Below are 14,215 nucleotides of genomic sequence, written 5' to 3'. Positions count from 1 at the left end.
CGGCCACTGGCGGGTCCGGCGTGGCTCTTCCAGACTGATGGCGCCTCGATTCGAATCAGGAGCCAGCCATGAGCCAGCCGATTATCGCCGACAACAAGCCGACAAAGGTCACCCTGGAGAAGGGCAAGGAGTACGCCTTCTGCCGCTGCGGCCGCTCCGGCGACCAGCCCTTCTGCGACGGCTCCCACAAGGGCACCGGCTTCACGCCGCAGATGTTCACCGCCGAGAAGGACGGCGAGGCGTACCTCTGCCAGTGCAAGCAGACCGGTGACGCCCCCTACTGCGACGGTACCCACAAGCAGTTCGCCAGCGACCAGGTGGGCCAGGAGGCGCCGGAACCCGATGACGAGGGCGGCGAGGAGCGGGCCCCCAAGGCCGAGGCCACCGAGGAGGAGCCCACCGTCGAGTTCATCCACCAGCTGGCCCGGGAGGGGCTGGACGGGGTGGGGCGCCATGGGCCGGTCGCCGCCATGGGCGTGCCGCGCCATCGCCTGCCTCAGTGGGATGACCTGCAGCTGATGGTGGCGCAGCTGGCGACCCAGCCGCTGCTTGACGACGCCGAGGTGTCCACCCGCCTGGTGGTGGGCCCCGAGGCGAGAAAGCCGCTGACCCTGGAGATGCCGCTGCTGGTCTCCGACATGAGCTTCGGTGCCCTCTCCGAAGAGGCCAAGATAGCGCTCGCCCGCGGCGCTGAGCGGGCCGGCACCGGGATCTGCTCCGGGGAGGGGGGCATGCTGCCCGAAGAGCAGGCCGAGAACTCCCGCTACTTTTACGAGCTGGCCAGCGCCAGGTTCGGCTATGAGGAGCGCCTGCTCGAGAAGGTACAGGCCTTCCACTTCAAGGGCGGCCAGGGGGCCAAGACCGGCACCGGCGGCCACCTGCCGGGCAACAAGGTGACCGGCAAGATCGCCGAGGTGCGCGGCCTCGAGGAGGGCCAGCCCGCCGTCTCGCCGGCCACCTTCGAGGACCTGCACGACGTGGCGGACTTCCGCCGCTTCGCCGACCGCGTGCGCGAGATCACCGGCGGCGTTCCCGTGGGCTTCAAGCTCAGCGCCAACCATATCGAGCGCGACATCCAGTTCGCCCTGGACGCCGGGGCCGACTACCTGATCCTCGACGGCCGCGGGGGCGGCACCGGGGCGGCCCCCACCATGTTTCGCGACCATATCAGCGTGCCGACCATTCCGGCGCTGGCCCGGGCGCGCCGCTACCTGGACGCCGAGGGGGCCAGTGGCCGGGTGACCCTGATCGTCACCGGTGGCCTGCGCCTGCCCATCGACTTCGTCAAGGCCCTGGCGCTGGGCGCCGACGGCGTGGCCATCGCCAACAGCGCCATGCAGTCCATCGGCTGCGTGGCGGCGCGCATCTGCCACACCAACAACTGCCCGGCGGGGATCGCCACCCAGCGCGGCGATCTGCGCCAGCGCCTCGACGTCGAGAAGTCCGCCGCCCAGCTCGAGCGCTTCCTGCGCGCCTCCACGGCGCTGATGCAGGTGATGGCGCGGGCCTGCGGCCACGACAGCCTGTCCGGCCTCAACGCCGATGATCTGGCCACCTGGAAGCGCGAGATGGCCCTGCTCAGCGGCGTGCGCTTTGCCGGCGTGGTCGATTCCGTGAGGTAAGCGCAGCGTTCGGTCCCGCGGCGCTCTTCCCTGGTACGAGAAGGGCCCGCGCGACTGCGCGGGCCCTGGCGTAGGCAATAGAGGGAGACGCTGGCCGGCTCAGGAGGCGTCGCGGAAGTGCTCCCAGGCGTGGTGGTAGAGCACGCCGGCATAGCCGTTGCGCTGAATGATCTTGAGGATCTTGGCGGGGTCATCGTCGTCCAGCGCCTTGTGCAGCTTCGCCCGCTGCTCCTCGTCCAGCGCTTCATACCAGCGGTAGGGCTGGCCCCTGGCGTCACCTTCCCGAGCCTTGTGCATCAGGTCCATTTCGATGCGCCCGCCGTGCCGGTAGAGGATGTCGTAGCCCTCCTGCAGCCGGTCGGTGGGCACGTCGTGCGGTTTCTCGAGACCTTCGAGCACGTTGTAGTAGTAGTAGCTCAGCGGTTGCATGGGGCTCCTCCAGCGGTGGGCCGTTGCCGATCCGTTCTTGACGGCTGTTCGAAACCTCATGGTGCCTGAACCGGTTGCCAAGGTGAATAGCTTCTGTCGCTTAACGGGCCTGGCCGGTCAGGTGCTCCGCCGGCGGCAGGATGTCCTGCTCCCGGGCCAGGGCGTAGGCGGCGCGGGGGCCGGTCCAGAGCGTGGGCAGCAGGATCAGCGAGACCGGAATCGCGGTGATCACGATGAACTGCTGCAGGGCACTGATCTGCCCCGCCCCCATGTAGAGCAGGATGCCCGCCATCAGCGCCATGGCGATGCCCCAGAAGGCGCGCACCAGGCGGTGGGGGGCATCGTGGCCGGCGCAGACCACGGCGATGGCGTAGCTCATGGAGTCGCCGGTGGTGGCCACGAAGATGCTGGTCAGCAGCAGGATGGCCAGCGCCATCAGGGTCCCGCCAGGCAGGGCCTGGGCCACGGTCAGGGTCGCCACGTCGAACTGGAAGTTGTTCAGCGCATCACTGAGGTCGATGGCGCCGGTCAGCTGGTAGTAGATGCCTGAGCCGCCGAGCAGCGTGAACCAGATGGCGGTGGCCACCGGGGCCATCACGGCCACGGCGAGGATCATCTCGCGGATGGTGCGGCCCCGCGAGATGCGCGCCACGAAGATCGCCATCAGCGGCGCATAGCCGATGAACCAGGCGAAGAAGAACACCGTCCACCACTGCATCCACCAGGCCGGGGCGGTCTCGGCGGTCATGGTCGCCATGGCGAAGAACGACGACAGGTACTCGCCGAAGCCCTGGGCGAAGGCGTTGACCAGAAACAGGGTCGGGCCCGCCACCAGGATCACCGCGGCGATGGCCAGTGCCAGGAAGACGTTGAAGCGCGACAGCGTCTGGATGCCCTTGTGAATGCCGGTCATGGCCGAGGTGACGTAGACCACCGCCAGCAGTGCCAGGATACCGAGCTGGGTGCCGTAGCCCTGGCTGACCCCGAACAGCTCATGCAGGCCGAAGCTCACCTGGGTGGCGAGGAAGCCGATGGGGCCGACGGTGCCCGCGACCACCGCGATCACGCAGCAGGCGTCCACGATGCTGCCCAGAGCGCCCTTCATGACGCGCTCGCCGAATACCGGATAGAGCAGGGTGCGGGGCTGCAGCGGCTGGCCCTTCACGTAGTGGGCGTGGGCCAACACGATGGCGGAGAGCGAGCCCAGCACCGCCCAGGCCAGAAAGCCCCAGTGCATGAACGACTGGGCCAGGGCCCCGGCCACGGCCTCGGCGGTGCCCGCCTCGGTGTCGAAGGCCGGCGGGGTCACCACGAAGTGGTAGACCGGCTCGCCCGCGGCGAAGAAGACGCCGCCCCCGGCCAGCAGGGTGCACATGATCATCGACAGCCACTTGAAGGTGCCGATCTGCGGGCTCTCCAGGTTGCCGACCCGTGCGCTCGCCGCCGGCGAGATGGCCACGCCGATGGCGACCAGGAAGGTCAGCAGCAGCAGGAGCTGGAAGTAGGTGCCTAACGTGGCCGCCGTCCAGGCGAAGCCGGCGCCGATGGTGTCGGCGACCCGGTCGATGTCGAAGAGCGACAGGCCGACGAAGGCCACGATAAAGCCGACCGTGAGCAGCAGCACGATGGGGTCGCCGAGGCGTGAGAGTAGCGAAGCCCCGGTGGGGGCGGGGGTGTTCTGGGATGACATCCGGATGCTCTAGTGGCGGAGGAGGAGCGCGCCGAGACAGCCACGGCGCGGACTAGAGCGACAGTATGCTAACAATATTCCACTTAAGTCTGAAGTCGGGCGGTGCCTGCTGCCCGGCAAGGCACCCCTCAGGGCGCATCGAGCCACGCCAGCTCCAGGCGGAAGGGGCCGGCCTGGCGGTCGACGATCATCAGCCCGACCTGGTCGATTCGCGCCGGGTCGAGGGGCGCAACCTCGCCGAGTCGCCGGCCCCTGAACATCGGCTCGAAGGCGTGCCAGGGCAGGGTGATGCGCTGCCACTGGTCGGCGGTGGGCTGGAACTCGGCCCGATAGGCGGCACCCCGTGGCAGCTGGTCGGTATAGAGGCGCAGCTGGTAGGTGCGCCCATCGCCTCGCACCCGCAGCGCTATGCCCGCCTGGCGGGCGAGATCGAAGGCCTCGGGGTCGCGGCGCACCGAGGCGAAGCCGCCGTTGTTCTCAAGCGAGGTCTCGCCGCTGAAGACGCCAGTGCCGTCCTCAACGGTCAGGCCGCCGCGAGAGACGCCGCCCATCACGGCGTCGTTGATGGCGCGCCAGCGGTTGGCCTCGCCCGGGTCCTGGAAGTCGATCAGGTAGGTCATGGGCTCACTCCGTCCCGTGTCGCTTGTCGTTCGCTCGGATATCGCCGAGGGCACTGGCACTCCCGAGATGCCCTGAGACGCCTGGCCTGGGTCATTGGCGGCGGCCAGGCCCATCATCGAGACCATCGCCATGCCGGCAGTGGCCAGCCTTCGGGCGGTATGGCGCCATGTCATCATCGCGATTCCCCTGGATGCGTGGCGAAAGGGCCTTCTCGTTGACAGGTTGTCGCAGGCCGGGGTGCGCCAGGTATCAAGTTGTCTAAGAACGGCTAGACTTTCCTAGCCCGAGCCCGATGGCGGCTCGAGAATCCTCGTCACCTCAGGGAGCATGTCATGAGCAGCTTGAAGGGAAAAGTGATCGCGATAACCGGCGGTGCGGGCGGCATCGGCGAGACCACAGCGCGGATGGCGCACGCCCAGGGGGCAAGCGTGGTGATCACTGACCGCGAGGCCGGGCCCGTCGAGGCAATCGCCCAGTCGCTGGGCGAGCGCGCAGTGGGGCTCGCCGTGGACGTTAGCCGGCGGGAGGACAACGAGCGCATGGTCGCGGCGGCGCTCAAGCACTTCGGCCGGCTGGACGGGGTGTTTCTCAACGCCGGCATCGAGGGCGAGGTGGGCCCCTTCGACAGCCGCTCCGATACGGCCTGGGAAACGGTCTTCGCGGTGAACGTGCACGGCGTGCGCTTCGGGGTGGAGGCGGCGCTGCCGGCGCTGCGCCAGACGGGCGGCGGCAGTATCGTGATCACCTCCAGCGTGGCAGGCCTGCGCGGCGCGTCCGGGCTCACGCCCTATGTCAGCAGCAAGCATGCCGTGGTGGGCATGATGCGCTGTCTCGCGGCGGAGCTCGGCCCGGAGGGCATCCGGGTCAATACCCTCAACCCCGGCCCGGTGGACAATCGCATGATGCGTTCCATCGAGGACCAGGCCAATCCGGGCCACGGTGCCGAGGTGCAGCAGGCCTTCACGGCGCGCATTCCCCTGGGCCGCTACGTCAGCAACGAGGAGTGTGCGGGGATGGCGGTCTATCTGTTTTCCGACCTGGCCTCGGGCTGTACCGGCAACACCTACGTGGTGGACGGCGGCTACTGCGCCCAGTAGGCCGAGGCGCGGGGGCGCACGGCCCCGCCCGGCGTGCCCTCAACCCCGCCGAAAGGCCCGCGGGTTGTAGCGCGCCGCCAGGGTGTCCACCAGCCGCAGCCCCGCAATGGCTTCATGCAGCGGGTTGACCACGGCGATGCTCTCCAGCCCGCCGGGCACCGCACAGCTCGGTACTCTGAGGATCAGCCCCTTGCGCGAGCGCAGCCACGCCGAGCCGAGCGCCTGGGTGGCGGCAGGGTAGGGGAAGCCGGCCCAGTCGTCGGGCAGCGCGCTGGGGGCCAGGGTCTCGGCCGCGTCCTCCTCCGCTTCCACTTCGTAGACCCCGAGCCGGTAGCTTGCCGGCACGTGGCGTGGCGATGGCAGGTAGTGGCTCATCTCCAGCATGGCCAGGCTGGGCGAGGTGGCGAAGTAGAGCACCGGGTCGCCCGGGCGGTTCCAGCGCGCCCCGTCCCGGTAGCTGGCGCCGGTACCGGCATAGGCCTCGAGAAAGCGTGCCGGGGCGATGCGATAGAGCCGGTTGGCCATCAGCTGAACTCGCCGTACTCGATCTTGCCCAGGGCGTCACGCACCAGCCGGCGGCCCTGGAAGGTGTCGCACAGCGATAGCGGCGTCTCGCCCGCCAGGGCGGCGACCGGGGTCGCGAGCCAGTCGGCGGCCAGCTCGGCATCATCGAACACCGCCTGGGCGTAGTGCACCAGACGCAGGGTATCGAGCACCTTCTCGCTCTCGGTGCGGCCCAGCGCCGCGCGCTTGTAGTAGCGGTGCAGGTTGCCGGAGGTGGTCTCCAGCAGGGTCACGAAGAGCTCGCGTGCTTCGGGAGTGTTGCCCAGGGCGGTAATGGCCTCGCGCACCACGCTGCCGGGCACGCCGCGGCGCACGGCACGGATGAAAGCGGCGCTGTCGTCGAAGATGGCCGGATCCAGGCTCTCGCTGACGACCTCGTGAAGTTCGGCAGTAGCCATGGCGGCGTCTCCTGAAGGGGGCTACCCCCAAGCGTACTGCGATTTGATGCCTGGTGCACATCATTATGATGTTTCCTGGCGTGTGCGGTGCAATTTTGTTACCTGCCATGACGCCCGGCGCGAAAAGCTGGATAATGGCGGGTTTTCCGCCCCCGCTGCCCACGCCAACTCCCCCGGTGCCCCATGGAAATCAAGGTCAACTATCTCGACAACCTCCGCCTGGAGGCCAAGTTCGACGACTTCACGGTCATCTCCGACCAGCCCATTCGTTACAAGGGCGACGGCTCGGCGCCGGGGCCCTTCGACTACTTCCTGGCCTCCTCGGCGATGTGTGCGGCCTACTTCGTCAAGGTCTACTGCAACGCCCGGGACATCCCCACCGAGAACATCCGGCTGTCGCAGAACAACATCGTCGACCCGGAGAACCGCTACAAGCAGATCTTCCGCATCCAGATCGAGCTGCCCGAGGACATCTCCGACAAGGACCGCCAGGGCATTTTGCGCTCCATCGACCGCTGCACCGTCAAGAAGGTGGTGCAGGAGGGCCCCGAGTTCCAGATCGAGGTGGTCGAGAACATCGACGAGGACGCCCAGGCGCTGCTGATGGGCCAGCCGGACGGCGACGACTACACCTGGATCGAGGGCAAGGACCTGCCGCTGGAGCAGACCATCGCCAACATGACCGGCATCCTGGCCGAGCTCGGCATGAAGATCGAGATCGCCTCCTGGCGCAACATCGTGCCTCATGTGTGGTCGCTGCATATCCGCGACGCCGCCTCGCCGATGTGCTTCACCAACGGCAAGGGGGCCACCAAGGAGAGCGCGCTCTGCTCGGCGCTGGGCGAGTTCATCGAGCGCACCAACTTCAACTTCTTCTACAACGACCAGTTCTTCGGCGAGGAGATCGCCGACGCCGAGTTCGTCCACTACCCCGACGAGAAGTGGTTCCAGCCCGGGCCGGGCGACGCGCTGCCGGCGGAGATCCTCGACGACACCACCCGGGAGATCTACGACCCGGAGGGGGAGCTTCGCGGCTCCCACCTGATCGATACCAACTCCGGCCGGGCGGATCGCGGCATCGTCTCGCTGCCCTTCGTGCGCCACTCCGACGGCGAGACGGTCTACTTCCCCTCGAACCTGATCGAGAACCTCTACCTCAGCAACGGCATGAGCGCGGGGAACACCCTGGCCGAGGCCCAGGTGCAGTGCCTTTCCGAGATCTTTGAGCGGGCGGTGAAGCGCAAGATCATCGAGGAGGAGCTGGCGCTGCCCGACGTGCCGGCCGAGGTGCTGGCGCGCTACCCCGAGATCGTCGAGGGCATCGAGGCGCTGGAGGCCCAGGGCTACCCGGTGCTGGTCAAGGATGCGTCGCTCGGCGGCCAGTTTCCGGTGATGTGCGTCACCCTGATGAACCCCAAGACCGGTGGCGTCTTCGCCTCCTTCGGCGCCCACCCGAGCTTCCACGTGGCCCTGGAGCGCACCTTCACCGAGCTGCTGCAGGGGCGCAGTATCGAGGGCTTCAACGACTTCCTGCCGCCCACCTTCAACTCCATGGCGGTGACCGAGCCCAACAACTACGTCGAGCACTTCATCGACTCCTCCGGGGTGATCTCCTGGCGCTTCTTCAGCGCCCGCTCGGACATCGACTTCTGCGACTGGGACTTCTCCGGCAGCGGCGCCAACAGCAACGAGGAGGAGGCGGCGACCCTGTTCGGCATCCTCGAGACGCTGGAGCTCGAGGCGTATGTGGCCGTGCGCGACGAGCTCGGCGCGCCGACCTGCCGCATCCTGGTGCCCGGCTTCTCCGAGGTCTATCCGGTGGAGGATCTGGTGTGGGACAACACCAACGTGGCGCTGCAGTACCGCGAGGAGATCCTCAATCTTCACCGCCTGGAGGATGACCGGCTTGCCGACCTGCTCGAGCGCCTGGAGGAGAGCCAGCTCGACGAGCACATGGATATCATCACCCTGATCGGCATCGAGTTCGACGAGAACACCGACTGGGGCCAGCTGACCATCCTCGAGCTGAAGCTGCTGATCAATCTGGCGCTGGGCCAGCAGGAGGAGGCCCTGGAGCGGGTCGAGATGTTCCTGCAGTTCAACGACAACACCGTCGAGCGCAACCTCTTCTACCGCGCGGTGCAGGCGGTGCTGGAGATCGTGCTGGATGACGAGCTCGAACTCGACGACTTCCGCCACAACCTCGGCCGCATGTTCGGCGAGGCGACCATCGAGGCGGTGATCGGCTCGGTGCTGGGCAGGGTGCGCTTCCACGGCCTGACGCCCACCAGCATGGCGCTGGAGGGGCTGGAGAAGCACCAGCGCCTGATCGAGAGCTACAGGAAGCTCCATGCCGCCCGGGCCCGCCGGGCGGGGATGCGCGCCCCGGCCTGAGCGAGGGCGGCGTCGCGCCGCCACCTTGGGCCAACACCCGGGGCATCGCCCGACATGACCCTCATCATGGTGACGCCCCGGAAAAGCGCACTACGCTTTCCTGAGAAGCGCCGCGCTGTTTCCGTGGCGGCGATCCAAGGAGGTGGCCGATGCGCCCGAGCCCGACCCTGCCCGATTACGCCGCCGCCTGCGCGTCGTTCAGCTGGCGCGATGCCCGGAGCCGGCTTCCCGTCATGCCCGGCGGCGGCATCAACATTGCCCACGCGGCCCTGGACCGCCATCTCGACACCCCCACCGCCGAGCAGACGGCGATCCGCTTCCTGCCCCGCGAGGGCGCTGCCGTCGACATCAGCTACCGCGAACTCGCCGAGCGCGCCAACCGCTTTGCCAACCTGCTGGCGTCGCTGGGGCTCGAGCCCGGCGACGGCGTCTACTGCCTGGCCCATCGCACCCCCGACCTCTACGCCGCCGCCCTGGGCACGCTGAAGCTCGGCGGCGTCTTCACGCCGCTCTTCTCCGCCTTCGGGCCGGAGCCGATCCGCTCCCGGGTGGAGATCGGCACCCCCGTGGTCATCGTCACCACCGAGCGGCTCTATCGCCGCAAGCTGGCCGGCTGGCTCCATCGGATGCCCTCGGTGAAGCAGGTGCTGCTGATCGGCGAGGTGGCGGAGGCCCCGCCGGGCACCCTGGCGGTGGAGCCAGCCCTCGCGGCGCAGTCGCCGGACTATTCGACCCGATCCATGGAACCAGAGGCCCCGGCGCTCCTGCACTTCACCAGCGGCACCACGGGGCGCCCCAAGGGCGCGCTCCACGTCCATGAGGCGGTGGTGGCCCATCACATCACCGGCCACTACGCCCTGGACCTGCACCCGGGGGACATCTACTGGTGCACCGCCGACCCCGGCTGGGTCACCGGCACCTCCTACGGCATCATCGCGCCGTTCACCAACGGCGTGACCCTGTTGGTGGACGAGGAGGAGTTCGACGCCGAGCGCTGGTACCGCATCCTCGAGGAGCAGCGGGTGGCGGTGTGGTACACCGCGCCCACCGCCATCCGCATGCTGATGAAGGTGGGGCCGGAGCTGGCTCGCCGGCACGACCTCTCGAGCCTGCGCTTCCTGGCCAGCGTGGGCGAGCCGCTCAACCCGGAGGCCGTCCACTGGGGGCGGGCGACCCTGGGGCTGCCGTTCCACGACAACTGGTGGCAGACCGAGACCGGCGGGATCATGATCGCCAACTTCGCCAGCATGCCCATCAAGCCCGGCTCCATGGGGCGCCCCGTGCCGGGCATCGAGGCGGGCGTGGCGCGGCGCACCGACAGCGGCATCGAACTGATCGATGACCCGGACGAGACCGGCGAGCTGGTGCTCAAGGCCCCCTGGCCCTCGATGTTTCGCGGCTACCTCCACGAGGAGGCGCGCTACCGCCAGTGCTTCGCCGGGGCCTGGTACCTCACCGGCGACCTGGCCCGCCGCGACGCCGAGGGCTACTTCTGGTTCATCGGCCGCGCCGACGACGTGATCAAGTCCGCCGGGCACCTGATCGGCCCCTTCGAGGTGGAGAGCGTGCTGATGGAGCATCCGGCGGTGGCCGAGGCCGGGGTGATCGGCATCCCCGACGAGATCGCCGGCGAGACCGTCAAGGCCTTCGTGTCGCTCAAGCCCGGCCATGCGCCCGACGAGGCGCTGCGCCGGGAGATCCTCGGGCTCGCGCGCCAGCGCCTCGGGCCCGCAGTGGCACCCCGCCAGGTGGAGTTCCGCGAGCGCCTGCCCAGCACCCGCAGCGGCAAGATCATGCGCCGCCTGCTGCGCGCCCGGGAGCTGGGCCTGCCGGAAGGCGATACCTCGACGCTGGAAGGAGGCTTCGAATGAGCACGCCATCGACCGACAAGCCGCGCCTCTCCCGGGCGCACCTGCTCGACCTGCTGCGCCAGATGCTGCGCATCCGCCGCTTCGAGGAGCGCTGCGTGGAGCTCTACACCCAGGAGAAGATCCGCGGCTTCCTGCACGTCTATATCGGCGAGGAGGCGGTGGGCACCGGGGTGATGCACGGGCTCGCCCCCGACGACGCCGTGGTCTCCACCTACCGCGAGCACGGTCACGCGCTGCTCAACCGCATCTCCATGGAGCGGGTGATGGCCGAGATGTACGGCAAGCAGGCCGGCTGCAGCATGGGCCGGGGTGGTTCCATGCATCTCTTCGACGCCAGCGCGCGCTTCGTCGGCGGCAACGCCATCGTCGGCGGCGGCCTGCCGCTGGCCGTGGGCCTGGCGCTGGCGGACAGGCTCGCCGGGCGAAAGCGTGTCACCGTCTGCTTCTTCGGCGACGGCGCCGCCGCCGAGGGCAGCTTCCACGAGAGCCTCAACCTGGCGGCCCTGTGGCAGCTGCCGGTGCTCTTCGTCTGCGAGAACAACCTCTATGCCATGGGCACGGCGCTGCGCTACGCCCACGCCCAGACCGAGCTCCATCGCAAGGCCGAGGCGCTGGGGGTGCCCGCGGAGAGCGTCGACGGCATGGACATCGCCCGGGTCGAGGCGGCCAGCGCACGGCTGCTGGCGGCGCTGCGCTCGGGCGAGGGGCCGCGCTTCCTGGAGTGCCGCACCTACCGCTTCCGCGCCCACTCGATGTTCGACCCCGAGCTCTACCGCGACAAGGCCGAGGTGGAGGAGTGGAAGACCCGCGACCCCATCCAGCGCCTGTCGCAGTGGATGCAGCAGTCGGGGCTCCTGCCCGAACAGGAGCTCGCCGCGCTGGAGGCCGAGATCGCCGCGGAGGTGGAAGGGGCCGTGGCCTTCGCCGAGGCCGCCGAGTGGGAGCCCGAGGCCGGCCGCTTCGAGCATGTGCTGCGCGAGGCGAGCGAGGCGCCTTCGCCGCCGCCCGCCGCCGAGCCCGAGCCGGTGGTGCTGAGCTTTCGCGAGGCCTTCCGGCTCGGCCTGATCGAGGCCCTGGAGCACGATCCGCGCACCTTCCTGATGGGCGAGGACATCGGCCACTACGGCGGCTGCTATGCGGTCAGCCGCGGGCTGCTGGAACGCTTCGGCCCCGAGCGCATCCGCGACACGCCGCTCTCAGAGAACGGCTTTACCGGCGCCGGCATCGGCGCGGCGCTGGGTGGAGCGCGGCCCATCGTCGAGATCATGACGGTCAACTTCAGCCTCCTGGCCATGGACCAGATCGTGAACACCGCGGCGACCCTGCTGCACATGTCCGGCGGCGAGTTCGCCGTGCCCCTGGTGATCCGCATGGCCACCGGCGCCGGCCGCCAGGTGGCCGCCCAGCACTCCCACAGCCTGGAGAACTGGTACGCCCACGTGCCGGGGCTCAAGGTGCTGGCCCCCGGCACCCTGGAGGATGCCCGCTACATGCTCTGGGCGGCGCTGCAGGACCCCAACCCGGTGCTGATCTTCGAGCACGTGATGCTCTACAACCGCGAGGGCGAGCTCGCCCCCTGCCCGGAGGGCGTGGACATCGCGCGGGCCGCCATCCGCCGCCCGGGGCGCGACCTCAGCCTGATCACCTACGGCGGCAGCCTGCCCAAGACCCTGGAGGCGGCCGAGGCGCTGGCCGAGGAGGGGATCGACGCCGAGGTGGTGGACCTGCGCGTGCTGCGCCCGCTGGACACCGCGACGCTGCTCGACTCGGTGGGCCGCACCCACCGCGCGGTGATCGTCGACGAGGGGTGGAAGACCGGCAGCCTGGCCGGCGAGCTCGCCGCCATCATCGCCGAGCAGGCCTTCTGGGCGCTGGATGCCCCCATCGAGCGGGTCTGCAGCGACGAGATCCCCATTCCCTACCCGCAGCACCTGGAGAACGCCGCGCTGCCCCAGGTGGCGGACATCCTGGCCGCGGCCCGCCGGGCCATGGGGGCCGCTCCATGAGCGATTTCCTGATGCCTTCGCTGGGCGCCGACATGGAGGCGGGCACCCTGGTGGAGTGGCTGGTGGCGCCCGGCGAGCGGGTGACGAAGGGGCAGGTCATCGCGGTGGTGGAGACCGCCAAGGGCGCCATCGACGTCGAGGTGTTCGAGAGCGGCGTGGTGGAGGCCTGCTATGTGGCGCCGCACACCAAGGTGCCGGTGGGCACGCCCCTGGCCCGCATCGGCAGCGGCGAGCGGGTGGTGAGCGAGATTCCCGCCAGCGAGTCGCCCGCCGCCATGCCGGCGCCTGAGGCCGATACCATGGCTTCCGCGCCCGGCGTGGCGCCGGCCCCTGCGGCGGAGCCCTCGAGCCCGGCCCCTGCGGCGGAGCCCTCGAGCCCGGCACCTGTCGCCGAACCCGACAGCGCAGCGCCTGTCGCCGCGGCCACACCCGAAGGGCTGCGGAGTGCGGCCTCGCCGGCCGCCAGGCGCCGGGCGCGGGAGCTCGGCGTGGCGCTGGGCGCGCTGAGCGGCAGCGGGCCCGAAGGCGCCATCGTGCTGCGCGACCTCGACGGGGCCGCCGGTAGGGCGACCCGTCCCGCGCCCCGGGGTGGCTTCGACCCTGACGAGATGCGCCGCGCCATCGCCGCCACCATGAGCCGTGCCAAGCGCGAGATCCCCCACTTCTACCTGGCCACCAGCGTGGACCTGTACGCCGCCGACGCCTGGCTTGCCGACTACAACCGCGAGAGGCCGCCCGAGGCGCGCCTGCTGATGGCCGCGCTGTTCATGAAGGCGACCGCCCGGGCCCTGGCGCGCTACCCGCAGCTCAACGGCCACTACGGCGAGGCGGGCTTCCAGCCGGCCGAGCGGGTCGACCTGGGCATGGCCATTCACCTGCGCGGGGGCGGCCTGATCGCCCCGGCGCTTACCGATGCCGCGGCGCTGGCCCTGCCGGCGCTGATGGAGCGCCTGCAGGACCTGGTCCGGCGCGCCCGCCGCGGCGGCCTGCGCGCCTCCGAGCTCGGCAGCCCCACGGCCACCGTGACCGCGCTGGGCGAGCAGGGCGTGGATACCGTCTACGGAGTCATCCATCCGCCCCAGGTGGCGATGATCGGCTTCGGCTCCCCGCGCCGGCGCCCCGTGGCCGTGGACGAGATGCTGGCGATTCGCCCGGTGGTGGAGGTCAGCCTGGCCGCCGACCACCGCGTCTGCGACGGCCACCTGGGCGCTCGCTTCCTCAACGAGATCGACGCCCAGCTGCAGCAGCCGGAGGCGCTGTGAACAGAGACCAACTGCGTGACATCGTGCTCGATGAGCTCTCGGCCATCGCCCCGGACATCGATACCGCGACCCTCGATGACCGGGCCCGCCTGCGCGACGAGTACGACCTCGACTCCATGGACGCCCTCAACCTGCTCACCGCCCTGCACCAGCGCCTGGGGGTGAGCATCCCCGAGAGCGACTACGCGGGGCTGCATAGCCTCCAGGCACTGCTGGACTATCTAGAACCCCGGCTCCAGGGCTGACTCGAACCCCGGCGCC

Annotated in this window: 12 protein-coding genes; 7 read left to right on the top strand and 5 right to left on the bottom strand. The window is 69.6% G+C overall.

Annotated features, from left to right (window positions below; genetic code table 11):
- Positions 1–68 precede the first annotated feature (68 nt).
- A complete protein-coding gene (locus NHL60_RS11375) occupies positions 69–1,622 on the top strand; it encodes a glutamate synthase-related protein (RefSeq protein WP_253443333.1) in 1,554 nt (517 codons plus the stop codon).
- Positions 1,623–1,721: 99 nt separating this feature from the next.
- Here NHL60_RS11375 and NHL60_RS11370 read toward each other — a convergent pair whose 3' ends face one another.
- The 3 genes from NHL60_RS11370 to NHL60_RS11360 all read right to left on the bottom strand — a co-directional run bounded on the left by NHL60_RS11370 (position 1,722) and on the right by NHL60_RS11360 (position 4,361).
- Entirely contained in the window at positions 1,722–2,051 is a 330-nt protein-coding gene (locus NHL60_RS11370) for a hypothetical protein (protein ID WP_253443331.1), read from the bottom strand.
- Between the two features lie 100 nt (positions 2,052–2,151).
- Entirely contained in the window at positions 2,152–3,741 is a 1,590-nt protein-coding gene (locus NHL60_RS11365; protein WP_253443329.1) for a BCCT family transporter, read from the bottom strand.
- Positions 3,742–3,869: 128 nt separating this feature from the next.
- Positions 3,870–4,361 carry a CIA30 family protein gene (locus NHL60_RS11360; RefSeq protein ID WP_253443327.1) on the bottom strand — a complete coding sequence of 164 codons (492 nt, stop codon included), beginning with the start codon at positions 4,359–4,361 and terminating at the stop codon, positions 3,870–3,872.
- Between the two features lie 333 nt (positions 4,362–4,694).
- On the opposite strand from NHL60_RS11360, the gene NHL60_RS11355 reads away from it, so the two are divergent.
- A complete protein-coding gene (locus NHL60_RS11355) occupies positions 4,695–5,459 on the top strand; it encodes an SDR family NAD(P)-dependent oxidoreductase (protein WP_253443325.1) in 765 nt (254 codons plus the stop codon).
- A gap of 39 nt (positions 5,460–5,498) precedes the next feature.
- On the opposite strand, the gene NHL60_RS11350 is transcribed toward NHL60_RS11355, so the two are convergent.
- Together NHL60_RS11350 and NHL60_RS11345 are read right to left on the bottom strand one after the other, a co-directional pair.
- Positions 5,499–5,984 carry an RES family NAD+ phosphorylase gene (locus NHL60_RS11350; RefSeq protein ID WP_253443323.1) on the bottom strand — a complete coding sequence of 162 codons (486 nt, stop codon included), beginning with the start codon at positions 5,982–5,984 and terminating at the stop codon, positions 5,499–5,501.
- On the bottom strand, positions 5,984–6,421 hold the full coding sequence (locus tag NHL60_RS11345; protein WP_253443321.1) for an antitoxin Xre/MbcA/ParS toxin-binding domain-containing protein: 438 nt from the start codon (positions 6,419–6,421) through the stop codon (positions 5,984–5,986). The genes NHL60_RS11350 and NHL60_RS11345 overlap by 1 nt, the downstream gene beginning before the upstream one ends.
- A gap of 183 nt (positions 6,422–6,604) precedes the next feature.
- Between NHL60_RS11345 and NHL60_RS11340 the strand changes: the two genes are divergently transcribed.
- The 5 genes from NHL60_RS11340 (at position 6,605) to NHL60_RS11315 (ending at position 14,199) form a co-directional block, all read left to right on the top strand.
- Positions 6,605–8,815 carry an OsmC domain/YcaO domain-containing protein gene (locus tag NHL60_RS11340; protein WP_253443319.1) on the top strand — a complete coding sequence of 737 codons (2,211 nt, stop codon included), beginning with the start codon at positions 6,605–6,607 and terminating at the stop codon, positions 8,813–8,815.
- A gap of 149 nt (positions 8,816–8,964) precedes the next feature.
- Complete coding sequence (acsA, locus tag NHL60_RS11335) at positions 8,965–10,686, top strand: acetate--CoA ligase (RefSeq protein WP_253443317.1); 1,722 nt, start codon at positions 8,965–8,967, stop codon at positions 10,684–10,686.
- Positions 10,683–12,692, top strand: a complete 2,010-nt coding sequence (gene pdhA, locus NHL60_RS11330; protein WP_253443315.1) for a pyruvate dehydrogenase (acetyl-transferring) E1 component subunit alpha — start codon at positions 10,683–10,685, stop codon at positions 12,690–12,692. The genes acsA and pdhA overlap by 4 nt, the downstream gene beginning before the upstream one ends.
- Positions 12,689–13,954, top strand: a complete 1,266-nt coding sequence (locus NHL60_RS19595) for a dihydrolipoamide acetyltransferase family protein (protein ID WP_301271061.1) — start codon at positions 12,689–12,691, stop codon at positions 13,952–13,954. Before pdhA ends, NHL60_RS19595 begins: the two co-directional genes overlap by 4 nt.
- Entirely contained in the window at positions 13,951–14,199 is a 249-nt protein-coding gene (locus NHL60_RS11315) for an acyl carrier protein (RefSeq protein WP_119022116.1), read from the top strand. Before NHL60_RS19595 ends, NHL60_RS11315 begins: the two co-directional genes overlap by 4 nt.
- The last annotated feature ends 16 nt before the right edge of the window (positions 14,200–14,215 follow it).

The organism is Halomonas sp. Y3 (genome assembly GCF_024137965.1).
GTDB lineage: Bacteria > Pseudomonadota > Gammaproteobacteria > Pseudomonadales > Halomonadaceae > Halomonas > Halomonas mongoliensis.
Note: the sequence above shows the minus strand (reverse complement) of the source record. Positions and strands in the feature narration are given on the sequence as shown.